The following is a 12,754-nucleotide window of genomic DNA, read 5'->3' on the forward strand; positions in this document are numbered from 1 at the left end:
ATATGGGGCATGTCACCCTAAAAGAAGGAATCGGGGGTTAGCCATGACCACAGAGGGAGCGACCAAGACCGCAGGTCAGGTTATGCACGAGGGCGCGGAATGCATCGGCGAGCACGAGAGCCTTCGCAGGGCCGCGGAGATGATGCGGGACATGAACGTCGGCGCCCTTCCCATCTGCGGCGACGACGACCGGCTCAAGGGCATCATCACCGACCGCGACATCGTGATCAAGTGCTGCGCCGAGGGCAAGGACCTCGACCAGACCACGGCGGGCGAGCTCGCCCGCGGCCTCGTCTGGGTCGACGCCAACGCCAGCGTCGAAGACGCCCTGATGAAGATGGAGGAGCACCAGATCAAGCGCATGCCGGTGATCGAGAACCACCGCATCGTCGGGATGATCACCGAGGCCGATCTGGCCAAGGAACTGCCCGACAGCAAGCTCGCGGAGTTCGTGCACCGCATCTACGCGCGGAGCTGACCGTCGCGGCGATCTCCGGGCCGGTGCCGCCGGGAACGGCCGCACCGGCCCTTCGCCTGCCCCGCCCGCCCCCGCACCACGAGCGACGCCCCGCCGCGTCCCCGCTTCAGGGCAAGCGCGCACCGCTAGCGGCGTCCCGGGGTGACCAGCCCGGACTCGTAGGCGTGCACCACCAGTTGGGCGCGATCACGAGCGCCCAGCTTGGCCATCACCCTGCTGACGTGGGTCTTGACGGTGGCGTGGCTGATCGTGAGGTGGCCGGCGATCTCCTCGTTGGACATCCCCGTCGCGACCAGCGACAGGACCTCGCGCTCCCGGTCGGTCAGCCGGTCGAGGCCGGGCCCCGGCACGGGCCTGGGCGGCGTGGAGACATACTCCTCGATCAGCCGCCTGGTGACCGAGGGGGACAGCAGCGCCTCGCCGTTGGCCGCCACCCGCACCGACTGCAGCAGGTCGGCCGGTTCGATGTCCTTGACCAGGAATCCGCTGGCCCCGGCGCGCAGGGCGGCGAAGACGTACTCGTCGAGGGCGTAGTTGGTGAGGATGACCACGCGCACCGAGTCGAGCTCCGGGTCGGCCCCGATCCTCCTCGTGGCTTGGATGCCGTCGAGCAGCGGCATCCGCACGTCGAGCAACGCCACGTCGGGCCGCAGGGCGCGGCACAGCTCGACGGCCTCGCCGCCGTTGCCCGCCTCCGCGACGACCGTGACGTCCTCGGCCATCTCCAGCAGCGCCCGGAACCCGGCGCGGATCAACGGCTGGTCGTCGGCCAGCAGCACCCGGATCACGGGGCGGCCGCCGTCGGCAGCTCGGCCCGTACGGCGAAGCCTCCCCCGGGTCGCGGCCCGGCGGTGAGCGAGCCGCCGAGGGCGACCGCGCGCTCGCGCATTCCGATCAACCCCATCCCGTTGTCCGTCGTCCCCGTCGTGGTCTGTCCGTCGTCCTCGACGCTCAGTTCGATCATGTCAGCCGCGTATTCGATCGTCACGGTGACGGAGGCGGCCCCGGCGTGCCGCAGCACGTTGGTGAACGCCTCCTGCACGATGCGGTAGGCGGCCCGGTCGACCTCCGGGGGCACCTCCCTGCGCGTGCCGATGGTCAGCGTCGTGACCGGCAGCCCCGCCGCTTCGGCCCGGTCCACCAGCCGGGGCAGCCTGGCCAGCCCCACCTCGGGGCCGTCGGGGTCGGCCTGGCGCAGGACGCCCAGCGTGGCGCGCAGCTCGTGCATCGCCTCCTTGCCCGACTCCTTCACGGCGAGCAGCGCCCGGCGGGTCAGGGCCGGATCCCGCTCCAGCGTCTGCAACGCGACCGAGGTCTGCACGTTGATGACGGAGATGGTGTGCGTGAGCGTGTCGTGGAGCTCCTGGGCGATCCACAGGCGCTCCTCCCCGGCCCTGCGCAGAGCGGCCTCCTCTCTGGTGAGTTCGGCCTGGATCGCCCGTTGTTCGACCTCTCTGAGGTAGGCGCGCCGGTTCTTGGTCACCTCGCCGAGCACCACCATCGCCACCAGCCAGCCGCTGAGCAGGCTGAGGCCGCCGGGCTCCGGATCGGCGTCGGCCAGCGCGACCGGGACGGCGATGCCGGCTGCCAGCGCGATGCCCAGACCGATCGCCAGGCGGCGCCGGCCCAGAGTGGCCGCCGTGTAGATCGCGATCAGGGCGGGCCCGGCGGCGAAGATGCCCGGGTAACGCGCACCGTAGTAGGCGACGGCGCACCCGACCGTGACCACGCCGACCGTCACAGGAGCGCCGCGCCGCCGGACGAGCACCAGAGACGCCACCACGATCAGCATGAGGCCGAGCGGGTCAAGCGGCCGCTCCGTGAGACCCGAGCTCGACAGCCTGCCGTACGTGCCCGCGACGCCGAGCGTGAGCATGGCCGCGGTGATCAGCGCATCGACCTTCCACGGCCGCACGGCCTTCCACGGTGGCACGGTCTGCCAGAGCCGCACGGTTTTCCAAGGCCGCACGGTTTTCCACGGTCGCACGGTTTTCCACGGTCGCACGGGCTGCCACGGTCGCGCGGTCTTCCACGGTCGCACGTCTGTCACGCTAGGCCACGACGCGGGCCGCGCCCACCCGCCTGTGGTCGACCCCGCGCCTGCATCCCCGGTCGTACGCGTGCTCCGCGTGGCCGTGTCCTACACCCCGGGATGTACGGCGGAGCCCCGACCACAGCCGGACGATCTTCCGCGCGATCCGCAGCAGCATGCCGGGCATGAGCGTCTCACCTGTTCCGCCGCGGGCGAACCTCGGCCGTGGACCCGGCTGGATCGGCTGGCCGCTGCGGTCGGTCGCCGTGCTGCACCTGTTCGGCGTGCTCGCGCAGGCCGTCTTCGCCGGGCTGTTCGTCACGGGTGACGTGGACATGCTCGCCTGGCATCGCACCAACGGCGGGTTCACCCACGTCACGCTCTATCTCCAGCTGGTGGCCTCGATCCTGCTGTGGCGGCCGGCCCGCGGACCGGCATGGCCCGCCCTGGCCGCGGCCGGGCTCGTGGCCGCGGAAACCCTCCAGGTCGTGGCCGGGCAGGAGCGCGTCCTGGCGGTGCACTTCCCGCTCGGCATGGCCGTCTTCGGCGCCACGACCGTGCTGACGGCCCTGGTCTGGCGGGTGACGCGATGATCTCCCGTCGTGGTTTCCTCGGGCTGCTCGGCGGGGCCGGCCTCACGGTCGCCGGCTGCGGCGCCCTGACCCACGAGTTGGGCCGCGAGGTGGCCGGTGAGAGCCTGACGAGCGCGTTGCCGCTGCCCGCCCGGTTCGCCGTGCCGCTGCCGATCCCCGCGACCGCCGTTCCCGTACGGCCCGGCCGTTACGAGGTCGTCCAGCGCGCGGCCGAAGTGGAGATCATCCCCGGCACCACGACCGAGATCTGGGGCTACGACGGCATGTTCCCGGGGCCGACCTTCGACCTGAGAGCCGGCAGCCCTGCCGTCATCCGGGTCCGCAACGAGCTGTCCGTGCCCACCTCGACCCATCTGCACGGAGGAGTCACCCCGCCGGAGTCCGACGGCTATCCCACAGACGTGGTGATCGCGCGGGGCCGGGGGTTCCGCCCGCCCCAGGGCGAGCACTCCCACCACGACCTGCGGCAGTGGACCTTCCACGAGGCGGCCAGAGACTACGTCTATCCGCTGGAGCAGCGTGCCGCCACGCTCTGGTATCACGACCATCGGATGGACTTCACCGCGCCGCAGGTGTGGCGCGGCCTGGCCGGTTTCGTCATCGTCCGCGACGACGAGGACGACGCGCTGCCGTTGCCGAAGGGTGAGCGGGACATCCCGCTGATGATCTGCGACAGGGCCTTCGAGGAGGACGGCTCGTTCCGCTATCCGTCCCTCGATCCGACCCTGCTGCTGCGCCCGGGTGTGGACGACGCGTTCATGGAGGGAGTGGAGGGCGACGTCATCCTGGTCAACGGCGCACCCTGGCCCTTTCTGGAGGTCGACGCGGCGCGATATCGCCTGCGGCTGCTCAACGCCTCGAACGCACGCCGCTTCCGGCTGCGGCTGACCCCCGGCGGCCGGTTCGTCCAGGTCGGCAGCGACCAGGGATTGCTGGCCGCTCCCGTGACGCACGACGCGATCACCATCTCCCCGGGAGAACGCTTCGACGTCGTCGTGGACTTCTCCGGCCACCCCGCCGGCGCCGAGGTGACCATGGTCAACACCTTGGGCACGGGCGCCGCACGCGACGTCATGCGGTTCCGCGTTCGGCGCAGGGCCGCCGACGACAGCGCGATCCCGAAACGGCTGTCCCGGACCGCCGAGCCGGTCGACACGCCGGTCGACACGGCGGTCGCCACCCGCGTCTTCGACTTCCGCCGTACGGGTCAGGGGGGCGGCGGATCCTGGACGATCAACGGACGCAGCTTCCGGCCGGGGCGGCCGCTGGCCACCCCGCGCCTGAACACCAGCGAGGTCTGGAGGTTCACCAGCGACTTCCACCACCCCGTGCACGTCCACCTGGCCCGGTTCCGGGTGCTCTCCCGGAACGGCGGGCCACCGGAGGCGACCGACGCCGGATGGAAGGACACGGTGGACGTGCGCCCCTACGAGGTCGTCGACGTCCTGGTCCGTTTCGAGGGCTACCGGGGCCGCTACATGCTGCACTGCCACAACCTCGAACACGAGGACATGGCGATGATGGTCGATTTCGAGGTCGTTTGAAGGCCCCCAGCGGTCCGCGTAGGACGTCCCCGGCCCGAGCGAAGGCTCTCAGAGGCCCTCAACGGCCCTCAGCGGCCCGTGCGGTAGGCGACGAACCCGATGATCCCGATCGCCCCGAGAGCGACCGCCACCCATAACACCGACATCGGCACGCCGAGGCCCCCGTCCCCGGCGGCCGCCCCGCTCGTCGCCTTGACCGCCCTCGGCCGGGCGGAGGAGGTACGGGCCCGGGTCGGCGACGGAGCAGGCCGGGCGGCGGCGGGCAGCGGCACCCGATAGACCGGGCTGTTCTCCCCCTCGCTCCCGGTCAGCAGGGCCGTGCCGTCCGCCGTGTACGCGATCGACTCGGCCTGGCGCAGCGGCGGCATCGTGACGTGCGCGATCAGCTTGCCGGGCGAGCGATAGACGGACGCCGAGAAGTACGTGCGGATGACGAAGCTCGACCCGTCGGGCGCGTACGCCGCGTCGGTGGCCATGAGGGGCGCGGACCCCACCCGGCGCAGCACGTTCACCCTGTCGGTGCGCAGCTTCGCGGGAGCGGCGTAGACGCCCCCGGAGAACTCCTTGCTGACGACGTACAGCCGGCCCGTGCGGGGATCGACCATCACCCCCTCGGCGTTGCGGGGGCCGTCGGCGTAGCGGAAGCGATACCGCGTCGCCCGCAGTGTCGCGTCCTTCATCGTCCGGGGTTCGGCGACCTTGTAAACGGACACGTCCGGCCAGGCGCCGTCCAGGTTGTCCCCGATGTCGGCGATCCACAGCACACCGCGCCCGGTCGCGCGGTCGGTGGAGGCCGCGATGGCCTCCCAGTCCCTGGCCTCGGCGTTGCCGATCGTGAACGTCGCCCGGGTGCGGCCGTCCGGGCCGATCGCGTAGATCTGGGGTCCGTGGCCGCTGTCGTTGTGCGTGTAGACGATGCCCTTGTGGGTGGGCGAGACCGCCAGGCCGCTCGACTCACTGATCCGCTCGTCCCTGATCCGGAACAGCATGCGCTCCCGGTCGTCCGCCCGCGCGGCCGTCGGCACGGCCGCGGCCGTCGCCGGCGCGGGAAGCAGCGGGCCCGCGACCACGAAGAGAGCCAGGGCCGCCCGCGGAATCCTGCTCGTCCGCGTTCGACCCGTCGTGCTCCCCATGCGGCCATCATTCCCGATGCCCGCCGCGCGTGCGGCGGGCGACATGCCCCTGGTCGTCCCGGGATCGGTCAGGAACGGGTATGCGGGCGGCCGGTCCGCAGGGCCGCGTAGAAGTCGCGCAGGTCGGCGGAGAGCACGTCCGGCCGCAGGTGGGCGGCGTAGTGACCACCCGCGTCGTAGGACCGCCAGTGAACGATGTTCCGGTGATCGCGCTCGGCGAAGGTGCGCATCGACACGAAGTCGCCCTCGAACATCGCCAGGCCGAGCGGGACCGTTGTCGGCTCCTTGGGATGCTCGGCGTGCGCGTCCTCGTAATAGAACCGCGTGGCCGAGGTGGCGGTGCCGGTCACCCAATAGAGCATCGTGTTGGTCAGGATGAAGTCGTCGTCGACGTCCTCACCGAACAACTGGGCGTTCCAGCCCAGCAGCCCGGCCGGCGAGTCGAAGATCCCGTACGACAGGGTCTGCGGCTGCTGCGAGTGGACCATGTTGAACGACATCTTGTTCTCGTAGAACCACTGCAGCACCTCCAGGCCCTTCCGCTCCTCGTCGGTGAGGTTCGCCATCTCGGCGGGGTCGCCGGAGGGGAAGGAGAAGATCTGCGTGACATGGACACCGACGACGTGCTCGGGGTCCACCCGCCCCACCTCGGGCGAGACGAACGAGCCGCCGTCGTTGCCCACCGCGCCATACCGGTCGTAGCCGAGCCTGCGCATGAGCTCCGCCCACGCCCGGGCCGTACGGAACCGGTTCCAGCCCCGCTCCCTCGTCGGGCCCGAGAAGCCGAAGCCGGGCAGCGACGGGATCACCAGGTGGAACGCCTGCGCCGGGTCCTCGGGGTTCGTCAGCGGTTCGATGACCTTGAGATACTCCACGATCGAGCCCGGCCAGCCGTGGGTGAGGATCAGCGGGAGGGCGTCCTCGTGCGGCGACCGCACGTGCAGGAAGTGAATGTCCTGCCCGTCGATCTCGGTGACGAACTGCGGATATCGGTTGATCTCGGCCTCGTGGGCGCGCCAGTCGTACCCGTCCCGCCAATACTCGGCCAGCCGCTTCACGTACGCGACCGGCACGCCGTACTCCCAGCCGGTTTCCGGGATCTCGTCGGGCCAGCGGGTCCGGCCGAGCCGGTCCTTCAGGTCGTCGAGGTCGGCCCGCGGGACGTCGATGCGGAAGGGCCTGATGGGCGGCGTGATCTGCGTGTTCTCGCTCATGAGGCCGACATTACGGACCCTTCCGGACAGGTTCCGTCCGGAAGTGCCGCCAGACTGAGAACATGCTGGAAACCTCGGCGCGGCTGCTGCGCCTGCTGTCGTTGCTCCAGGCCAGACGTGACTGGCCCGGCGCGATCCTGGCCGACCGGCTCGGCGTGAGCGAGCGGACGGTGCGCCGCGACGTCGACCGGCTGCGCGAGCTCGGCTATCCGGTGGAGTCCAGCCGCGGCACGGACGGCGGCTATCGGCTGGTCGCCGGGGCGGCGATGCCACCCCTGCTCCTGGACGACGAGGAGGCGGTGGCCGTGGCGATCGGGCTGCGGGCCGCCGCCGGTGTGACGGGCGTCGAGGAGGCGGCCGACCGCGCCGCCGCCAAGCTCGAACAGGTGCTGCCGGCCCGCCTGCGCCGCCGCGTGAGCGCTTTGCAGACGTACACCGAGCCGGTGCCGCCCGACCGCCCGGGTCCCGCCGTGGACCCCGCCGTGCTGAGCACGCTCGCCGCGGCCTGCCGCGACCGCGAGCGGCTGCGGTTCGACTACCGGGGCCACGACGGCTCCACCGGCGTCCGGCAGGCCGAGCCCCATCGGCTGGTGTCCTGGGGCCGCCGGTGGTACCTCGTGGCCTGGGACCTCGACCGCGACGACTGGCGCACGTTCCGGGTGGACCGGATCGCGCCGCGCACGCCCACCGGCCCGCGCTTCCCGCCCCGCGACCCGCCGGAGGGCGGCGCGGCGGCGTACGTCGCCCGCGGCGTGTCGGCGGCGGCCTGGCGGCACCACGCCCGGGTGCTCGTCCACGCCCCCGCCGAGGTGGTCGCCGCGCGGATCAACCCGGCCGTCGGCGTCGTGGAGGACGTCGACGGCCGCACCTGCGTGCTCGTGACGGGGGCCGACACCGTGGGCTCGCTCGCCGTCCACCTCGGCCTGCTCGACCTCGACTTCGAGGTGACCGGCCCGCCCGAGCTGGTGGAGCACCTGCGCGCCCTCACCGCCCGCTACGCCCGCGCGACCGCCGCAGCGACAGGGAGGCCAGGCTGAGAGGCCGGGCTGAGGCTGCGAGGTCAGGCCGTGGCGCCGCCGTCGAGCACCAGGTCGAGCCCGACAGCGAATCCGGCGTCCTCGGAGGCGAGCCAGAGCGCGGTGCCGGTGATCTCGTCCATGGTGCCGACCCGGCCGATCGGCAGCTCCCTCTGCAGCCGGTTCGCCCGATCCGCCTCGGTCTCGCCCGGCCGCATCGACATCGGCGTGTCCAGCGGCCCCGGGCTGATCGCGTTGATCCGGATGCCGTCCCTGATGCACTCCAGCGCGGCCGTACGGGTCAGGACGCTGACGACGGCCTTCGACGCGCCGTAGGCGCCCAGCCCCGGCACCCGCATGTGCGCGCCGACGCGCGAGCCGATGTTGACGATCACACCGGCGCCCTGCGCGCGCATCGCGGCGATCTCGTGCTTCATCGCGAGGAACATTCCGGTCGCGTTGACCTCCATGACCCGTGCCCAGTCGTCCTCCGCCAGGTCGGCCACCGGGCCCGCGACGAACGTCCCCGCGTTGTTGACCGCGATGTCCAGGCGGCCGAAGTGCGCCACGATTCCCTGGACGAGCCCGGCCATGCCGGCCGAGTCGGTCACGTCCACCGTACGCGCGACGGCACGGCCGCCCTCGGCCTCGATGAGCTTGACGGTCTGCTCCAGCGCGTCACCTCCCCGGGCCGCCGCCACGACGACGGCGCCCTCCCGGGCGAACCCCTGGGCGATCGCCCGGCCGGCGCCGGAACCCGCCCCGGTGACCAGCACGACCTTGTCCGCGAACCTCATCTGTCGCTCCTTTGTCCATGCGAATTTGCCGGAATTCGTCCGCCGCGAACTTGTCCACTACGAACTCGTCCACTAGGGATTCGTCCGCTGCGGATTCGTCCAGGCGAACGCGACGGCGACCGTCGCCGCCGCGAGTAGGAAGGCCGGTGCCATGGCGGTGAGGGCGAACCCGTAGCCCTCCGTCATGGCCCGGGCACCGCCCGCGGGTACGGCTCCCGCGCGGGCGGCGGCGAGTGCCACGAGCGCGGCGAGGCCCACCGTCGGGCCCGCCTCCATGGCGGTGTTGACCAGTCCCCCGGCCGCCCCGGCGTCCTCCGCCCGAACGCCGTCGAGGGCCGCCACGGTGGCGCCGGAGAAGGCCAGCCCCGACGCGACCGGGAAGACCAGCAGCCCGGCGAGCACGGTCCCCCCGGACGCGACACGGCCGAGCAGCAGCATCGACACCGCCGCGAGCAGCAGCCCGGCGACCAGCACATGCCGTACGCCGAGGCGGCGCAGCAGGCGGCCGCTCACCGGGCCCATGACCACGACCAGGAGGAAGGGCAGGAAGGCCAGGCTCGTCGCGATCGGCGACAGCCCGCGCACCTGCTGCATGTAGAGACTGAGCAGGAACGTGGTCGTCGCGCTGGCGGCTGCCGTGAGGAAGACGACGAGCAGGGCGGCGCCCCTGCGGGGATGCGCCACCAGCCGGAGCGGCAGCAGCGGCCGGGGCGTCCGCGCCTGGAGTGCGACGAAGCCCGCCGTCAGCACCAGGCCGGCGACGACGACGGCCGTCTCCCCCTCCAGCAGGCCGTACGCGAACGCGATCAGCCCGGCCGTGGCGAGCAGCGCGCCGGGCACGTCGAGGCGGGCCGCCGTACGCGGCACGGGCGGCAGCAGGGCGATCCCGGCGGCCACGGCCGCGACGCCGACGGCGGCGGGCAGGAGGAACGACCAGCGCCACGAGGCCACGGCGGCGACGAGGCCGGACAGCAGGCTGCCCGCGACGGCCCCGGTGACCGACAGGGTGCCCCACACCGCCAGGGCGCGCTCGCGCTCCCTGCCCTCCGGGCGCAGCCGCGTGACCAGCGAGACGGCCGCAGGGGCGGCCATCGCGGCGCCCGCTCCCTGCGCGAAGCGCGCGGCGAGCAGGACCGCGTTGCCCGGGGCCAGCCCGCCCGCCGCCGAGGCCAGCGCGAGCAGGGCCATCCCGGCGAGGAACATCTCCCGGGCGCCCCACCTGTCGGCGAGCCTGCCCCCGAGGAGCAGCAGCCCGCCGAAGGTCAGCCCGTACGCCGAGGTCAGCAGTGCCAGATCCCCCTGGCCGAGGCCGAACTCCCGCTGGATGGCCGGCAGCGGCACGGTCAGAAGTGTGATCGCCGCGACGAGCGTGACCTGCGCCCCGCCGAGCACGGCGAACGCCACCCTGTTTCTGGATCGATCGGTCAAGAATGAGGGCATGAAAAACGCCCTCCCCTTCCTTTGCGAGACGGCTTCGGGAGACGGCTTCCCGGGAGAGATCAGCGGAGCATCGCGAGTGCCTGCGCTGCGGCGTCGCGGAGGCGGGCGGGGTCGCCGTGCCCCTTGCCCATCACCCGCAGCCCTTGCAGGAAGACGAGCATGAAGCGCGCCAGCGCCCGGGGGTCGGACTCGGCGGAGATCTCCCCCTGGGCGCGTGCACGGATGAGAGCCGAGGTCAGCGCCGTCTCCAGGCCCGTCCAGTTGGCCTCGACAAGCCGGGCGACCGGCTCGTCGCGTGGGAGGAGCTCGGTCGCCGCGTTCACGATCATGCAGCCGCGCCGTTCGCGGTCGCGGATCGAGTCCTCGGTGTAACGCTCGACCAGCGTCCGTACGGCCGGCAGAGCGGGGCCGGGCTGCGACAGCAGCTCGATGGGGTTGGGGTCGCACGTCTGCGCGTAGCGCTCCAGCGCCTTCATGTACAGGTCGTGCTTGCCGCCGAAGGTGGCGTAGAGGCTGGCCCGGCCGATGCCGAGGTGCTCGACCAGGTCGGCCATCGAGGTGGCCTCGTAGCCGCGCCGCCAGAACAGATCCAGCGCCCGCTCCAGCACGACGTCGGGGTCGAACTCCTTGGTCCTCGCCATGTCCCCGACCTTAGACCAATTGAGAACGATCGGTCAATTAAGCCGCGACCGGATCGTCCCAGGTGATCCGGTAGTCGTGCATCCAGGCCAGCGCGTTGCGCTTCTCCACCTGCCGCATGACCACGGGAAGGATCAGGTCGCGGACGAAGGCCCCGCCGGCGCCCGGCGCCTTGCCGTTCCCGTTGCGCTTGCCCTGCGCCACGACACGCTCGACCCGGTCGCGCCGCAGCCGTTCGAAGGCGGCGAACGCCCCCGCGAGGTCCGGCACGTCGCGCAGGCACTTGCCGAGCACCACGGCGTCCTCGATGGCCATCGACGCGCCCTGCCCGGAGGACGGCGAGGTGGCGTGGGCGGCGTCCCCGACGAGGATCATGCGCTCGCCGGACCACTTCGGCACCCTCGGGAAGTCATAGGTGCTCCAGCCGGGCAGGATGTGCGGGGTCGCCGCGATGATCTCCCGCATCGGCCCGGTGTCGCCCTCGAACAGGTCCATGAGCCGTGCCCGCCACCGCTCGGGCGTGATCGCCGCGAGCTCCTCGGGGGTCATCTCCCTGCGGCTCGGCGGGTTGGCGAACCACCACACGTCCCCCTCCGGATGGATCAAGTATCCGAAGAAGCACCGCCTGCCGAAGATGAAGTTGCAGACTCCCGGCCTGCCCGGCACCCGCACCCCCTTCGCATAACCACCGGTGTTCAGCAGCCCGACATAACGCGCGCGGGGCGCGTTGGGGTCGATCAGGGTGCGGGTGCGCGAGCGCAGCCCGTCGGCCCCCACCAGCAGGTCGCCCTCCGCCCCGGTGCCGTCCGCGAAGACCGCCCGCACGCCGTCCGGGGTGGCCGAGGCGTCGGCGAGCCGCTTGCCGTAGTGGATCCGCACGCCCCGCCGTACGGCTTCGTCGCGCAGCGCCTGGTAGAGGTCGGCGCGCCGGAGCGTGCGGCTCGGCTGGCTCGTGGTCGCCAGCAGCCTGCCGCGCGCGTTGCGGATCTCCATGACCGGCGTGTCCATGCCGAGGTCGCTGACGAGGTCGCGGAGATCGAGCAGGCGCAGGGCCTCCAGGCCGTTCACCGCGAGCGTGAGGAAGGCGCCGACGCCCTCGGCTCCCCGGTCATAGGCCTCGAAGACCTCGCTGTCGATTCCGGCGCGTTGCAGCGCCATGGCCGTGACGGGACCCGCGATCCCGCCGCCGATGATCAGTGCTCTCTTGGTCATGAGATGACTATACATATTATGACTATTCGGCGACAAGGCCCCTATGATGGGGCGCATGTCGACGCGGCGCTCCCCTCTGGCCACGGCCGTGCTCGCCCTGGTCTGCGAGTCGCCGATGCACGCCTATCGGATGCAGCAGCTGATCAAGGAACGGCACCAGGACGACGTGGTCAACGTCGCGCAGCGCAACAGCGTCTACCAGACGATCGAGCGCCTGCTCCGCGACGGGCTGCTGGCGATCCGCGAGACCACCCGCGAGGAGAACCGGCCGGAGCGCACGGTCTACGAGGCCACCGAGACGGGCCGCGAGACGCTCAAGCAGTGGATGCGGACCATGCTGTCCACCCCGGCCAGGGAGTTCCCCGAGTTTCCCGCCGCGCTCGCCTTCCTGCCCGTGCTGACGCCGGAGGAGGCGCTGGCGGCGCTGCGGCAACGCATCACCGCGCTGGAGGCCCGGCTGTCCGCGCTCGACACCGAGATGACCGACAACCTGCCCTCCGTGCCCCGCCTCTTCCTCGTGGAGACCGAGTTTCAGCGGGCCCAGATCGCCACGGAGCTGGAGTTCGTACGCGGCCTCGCCGCCGACCTGAGCGAGGGCCGCCTCACCTGGGACTTCAAGATCTAGGGCGTGCCGGGCTGGCCTGGAGTCCACTCCA

General features: G+C 72.0%; 14 protein-coding genes. 5 read left to right on the top strand and 9 right to left on the bottom strand.

What is annotated here, in order from left to right; genetic code table 11:
• Positions 1 to 43 precede the first annotated feature (43 nt).
• On the top strand, positions 44 to 478 hold the full coding sequence (locus OHB01_RS06375; protein WP_142650948.1) for a CBS domain-containing protein: 435 nt from the start codon (positions 44 to 46) through the stop codon (positions 476 to 478).
• Between the two features lie 125 nt (positions 479 to 603).
• On the opposite strand, the gene OHB01_RS06380 is transcribed toward OHB01_RS06375, so the two are convergent.
• The 3 genes from OHB01_RS06380 to OHB01_RS06390 form a co-directional block, all read right to left on the bottom strand.
• Positions 604 to 1,266: a response regulator gene (locus OHB01_RS06380; RefSeq protein WP_142650947.1), complete on the bottom strand. Its 663-nt coding sequence runs from the start codon at positions 1,264 to 1,266 to the stop codon at positions 604 to 606.
• Positions 1,263 to 2,447 (bottom strand): sensor histidine kinase, encoded by a 1,185-nt coding sequence (locus OHB01_RS06385; RefSeq protein ID WP_328855081.1) that lies wholly within the window; start codon positions 2,445 to 2,447, stop codon positions 1,263 to 1,265. Before OHB01_RS06385 ends, OHB01_RS06380 begins: the two co-directional genes overlap by 4 nt.
• Before the next feature lie 82 nt (positions 2,448 to 2,529).
• On the bottom strand, positions 2,530 to 2,697 hold the full coding sequence (locus OHB01_RS06390; RefSeq protein ID WP_168066405.1) for a hypothetical protein: 168 nt from the start codon (positions 2,695 to 2,697) through the stop codon (positions 2,530 to 2,532).
• On the opposite strand from OHB01_RS06390, the gene OHB01_RS06395 reads away from it, so the two are divergent.
• Together OHB01_RS06395 and OHB01_RS06400 are read left to right on the top strand one after the other, a co-directional pair.
• Positions 2,696 to 3,103, top strand: a complete 408-nt coding sequence (locus tag OHB01_RS06395; RefSeq protein ID WP_328855082.1) for a hypothetical protein — start codon at positions 2,696 to 2,698, stop codon at positions 3,101 to 3,103. The genes OHB01_RS06390 and OHB01_RS06395 overlap by 2 nt on opposite strands.
• A complete protein-coding gene (locus OHB01_RS06400) occupies positions 3,100 to 4,647 on the top strand; it encodes a multicopper oxidase family protein (RefSeq protein WP_328855083.1) in 1,548 nt (515 codons plus the stop codon). Before OHB01_RS06395 ends, OHB01_RS06400 begins: the two co-directional genes overlap by 4 nt.
• Positions 4,648 to 4,715: 68 nt before the next feature.
• On the opposite strand, the gene OHB01_RS06405 is transcribed toward OHB01_RS06400, so the two are convergent.
• Both OHB01_RS06405 and OHB01_RS06410 read right to left on the bottom strand, forming a co-directional pair.
• A complete protein-coding gene (locus OHB01_RS06405; RefSeq protein WP_328855084.1) occupies positions 4,716 to 5,780 on the bottom strand; it encodes a hypothetical protein in 1,065 nt (354 codons plus the stop codon).
• A gap of 68 nt (positions 5,781 to 5,848) precedes the next feature.
• Entirely contained in the window at positions 5,849 to 6,994 is a 1,146-nt protein-coding gene (locus tag OHB01_RS06410) for an epoxide hydrolase family protein (RefSeq protein ID WP_328855085.1), read from the bottom strand.
• Between the two features lie 62 nt (positions 6,995 to 7,056).
• Here OHB01_RS06410 and OHB01_RS06415 point away from each other — a divergent pair, with 62 nt between their 5' ends.
• Complete coding sequence (locus OHB01_RS06415) at positions 7,057 to 8,031, top strand: YafY family protein (protein WP_328855086.1); 975 nt, start codon at positions 7,057 to 7,059, stop codon at positions 8,029 to 8,031.
• A gap of 23 nt (positions 8,032 to 8,054) precedes the next feature.
• Here OHB01_RS06415 and OHB01_RS06420 read toward each other — a convergent pair whose 3' ends face one another.
• The 4 genes from OHB01_RS06420 to OHB01_RS06435 form a co-directional block, all read right to left on the bottom strand.
• Entirely contained in the window at positions 8,055 to 8,807 is a 753-nt protein-coding gene (locus tag OHB01_RS06420; RefSeq protein ID WP_142650941.1) for an SDR family NAD(P)-dependent oxidoreductase, read from the bottom strand.
• A gap of 72 nt (positions 8,808 to 8,879) precedes the next feature.
• Complete coding sequence (locus OHB01_RS06425; RefSeq protein WP_261985749.1) at positions 8,880 to 10,235, bottom strand: MFS transporter; 1,356 nt, start codon at positions 10,233 to 10,235, stop codon at positions 8,880 to 8,882.
• A 71-nt stretch (positions 10,236 to 10,306) separates the two neighbouring features.
• Positions 10,307 to 10,888, bottom strand: coding sequence for a TetR/AcrR family transcriptional regulator (locus OHB01_RS06430; protein WP_328709052.1), 582 nt, complete (start codon positions 10,886 to 10,888; stop codon positions 10,307 to 10,309).
• A 37-nt stretch (positions 10,889 to 10,925) separates the two neighbouring features.
• A complete protein-coding gene (locus OHB01_RS06435) occupies positions 10,926 to 12,098 on the bottom strand; it encodes an FAD-dependent oxidoreductase (protein ID WP_328855087.1) in 1,173 nt (390 codons plus the stop codon).
• A 55-nt stretch (positions 12,099 to 12,153) separates the two neighbouring features.
• Between OHB01_RS06435 and OHB01_RS06440 the strand changes: the two genes are divergently transcribed.
• The gene (locus OHB01_RS06440; protein ID WP_147943111.1) at positions 12,154 to 12,723 is read left to right on the top strand and encodes a PadR family transcriptional regulator; all 570 of its coding nucleotides are present in this window, start codon (positions 12,154 to 12,156) and stop codon (positions 12,721 to 12,723) included.
• Positions 12,724 to 12,754 lie beyond the last annotated feature (31 nt).

This window comes from Microbispora hainanensis (assembly GCF_036186745.1).
Taxonomy (GTDB): domain Bacteria; phylum Actinomycetota; class Actinomycetes; order Streptosporangiales; family Streptosporangiaceae; genus Microbispora.

Bases quoted from the DNA above. Each gene is read 5' to 3' on its own strand.
- OHB01_RS06435 (WP_328855087.1), bottom strand. From the start codon at position 12,098: ATGACCAAGAGAGCACTGATCATCGGCGGCGGGATCGCGGGTCCCGTC.
- OHB01_RS06420 (WP_142650941.1), bottom strand. From the start codon at position 8,807: ATGAGGTTCGCGGACAAGGTCGTGCTGGTCACCGGGGCGGGTTCCGGC.
- OHB01_RS06375 (WP_142650948.1), top strand. From the start codon at position 44: ATGACCACAGAGGGAGCGACCAAGACCGCAGGTCAGGTTATGCACGAG.
- OHB01_RS06400 (WP_328855083.1), top strand. From the start codon at position 3,100: ATGATCTCCCGTCGTGGTTTCCTCGGGCTGCTCGGCGGGGCCGGCCTC.
- OHB01_RS06390 (WP_168066405.1), bottom strand. From the start codon at position 2,697: ATGCCCGGCATGCTGCTGCGGATCGCGCGGAAGATCGTCCGGCTGTGG.
- OHB01_RS06415 (WP_328855086.1), top strand. From the start codon at position 7,057: ATGCTGGAAACCTCGGCGCGGCTGCTGCGCCTGCTGTCGTTGCTCCAG.
- OHB01_RS06440 (WP_147943111.1), top strand. From the start codon at position 12,154: ATGTCGACGCGGCGCTCCCCTCTGGCCACGGCCGTGCTCGCCCTGGTC.
- OHB01_RS06395 (WP_328855082.1), top strand. From the start codon at position 2,696: ATGAGCGTCTCACCTGTTCCGCCGCGGGCGAACCTCGGCCGTGGACCC.
- OHB01_RS06430 (WP_328709052.1), bottom strand. From the start codon at position 10,888: ATGGCGAGGACCAAGGAGTTCGACCCCGACGTCGTGCTGGAGCGGGCG.
- OHB01_RS06405 (WP_328855084.1), bottom strand. From the start codon at position 5,780: ATGGGGAGCACGACGGGTCGAACGCGGACGAGCAGGATTCCGCGGGCG.
- OHB01_RS06410 (WP_328855085.1), bottom strand. From the start codon at position 6,994: ATGAGCGAGAACACGCAGATCACGCCGCCCATCAGGCCCTTCCGCATC.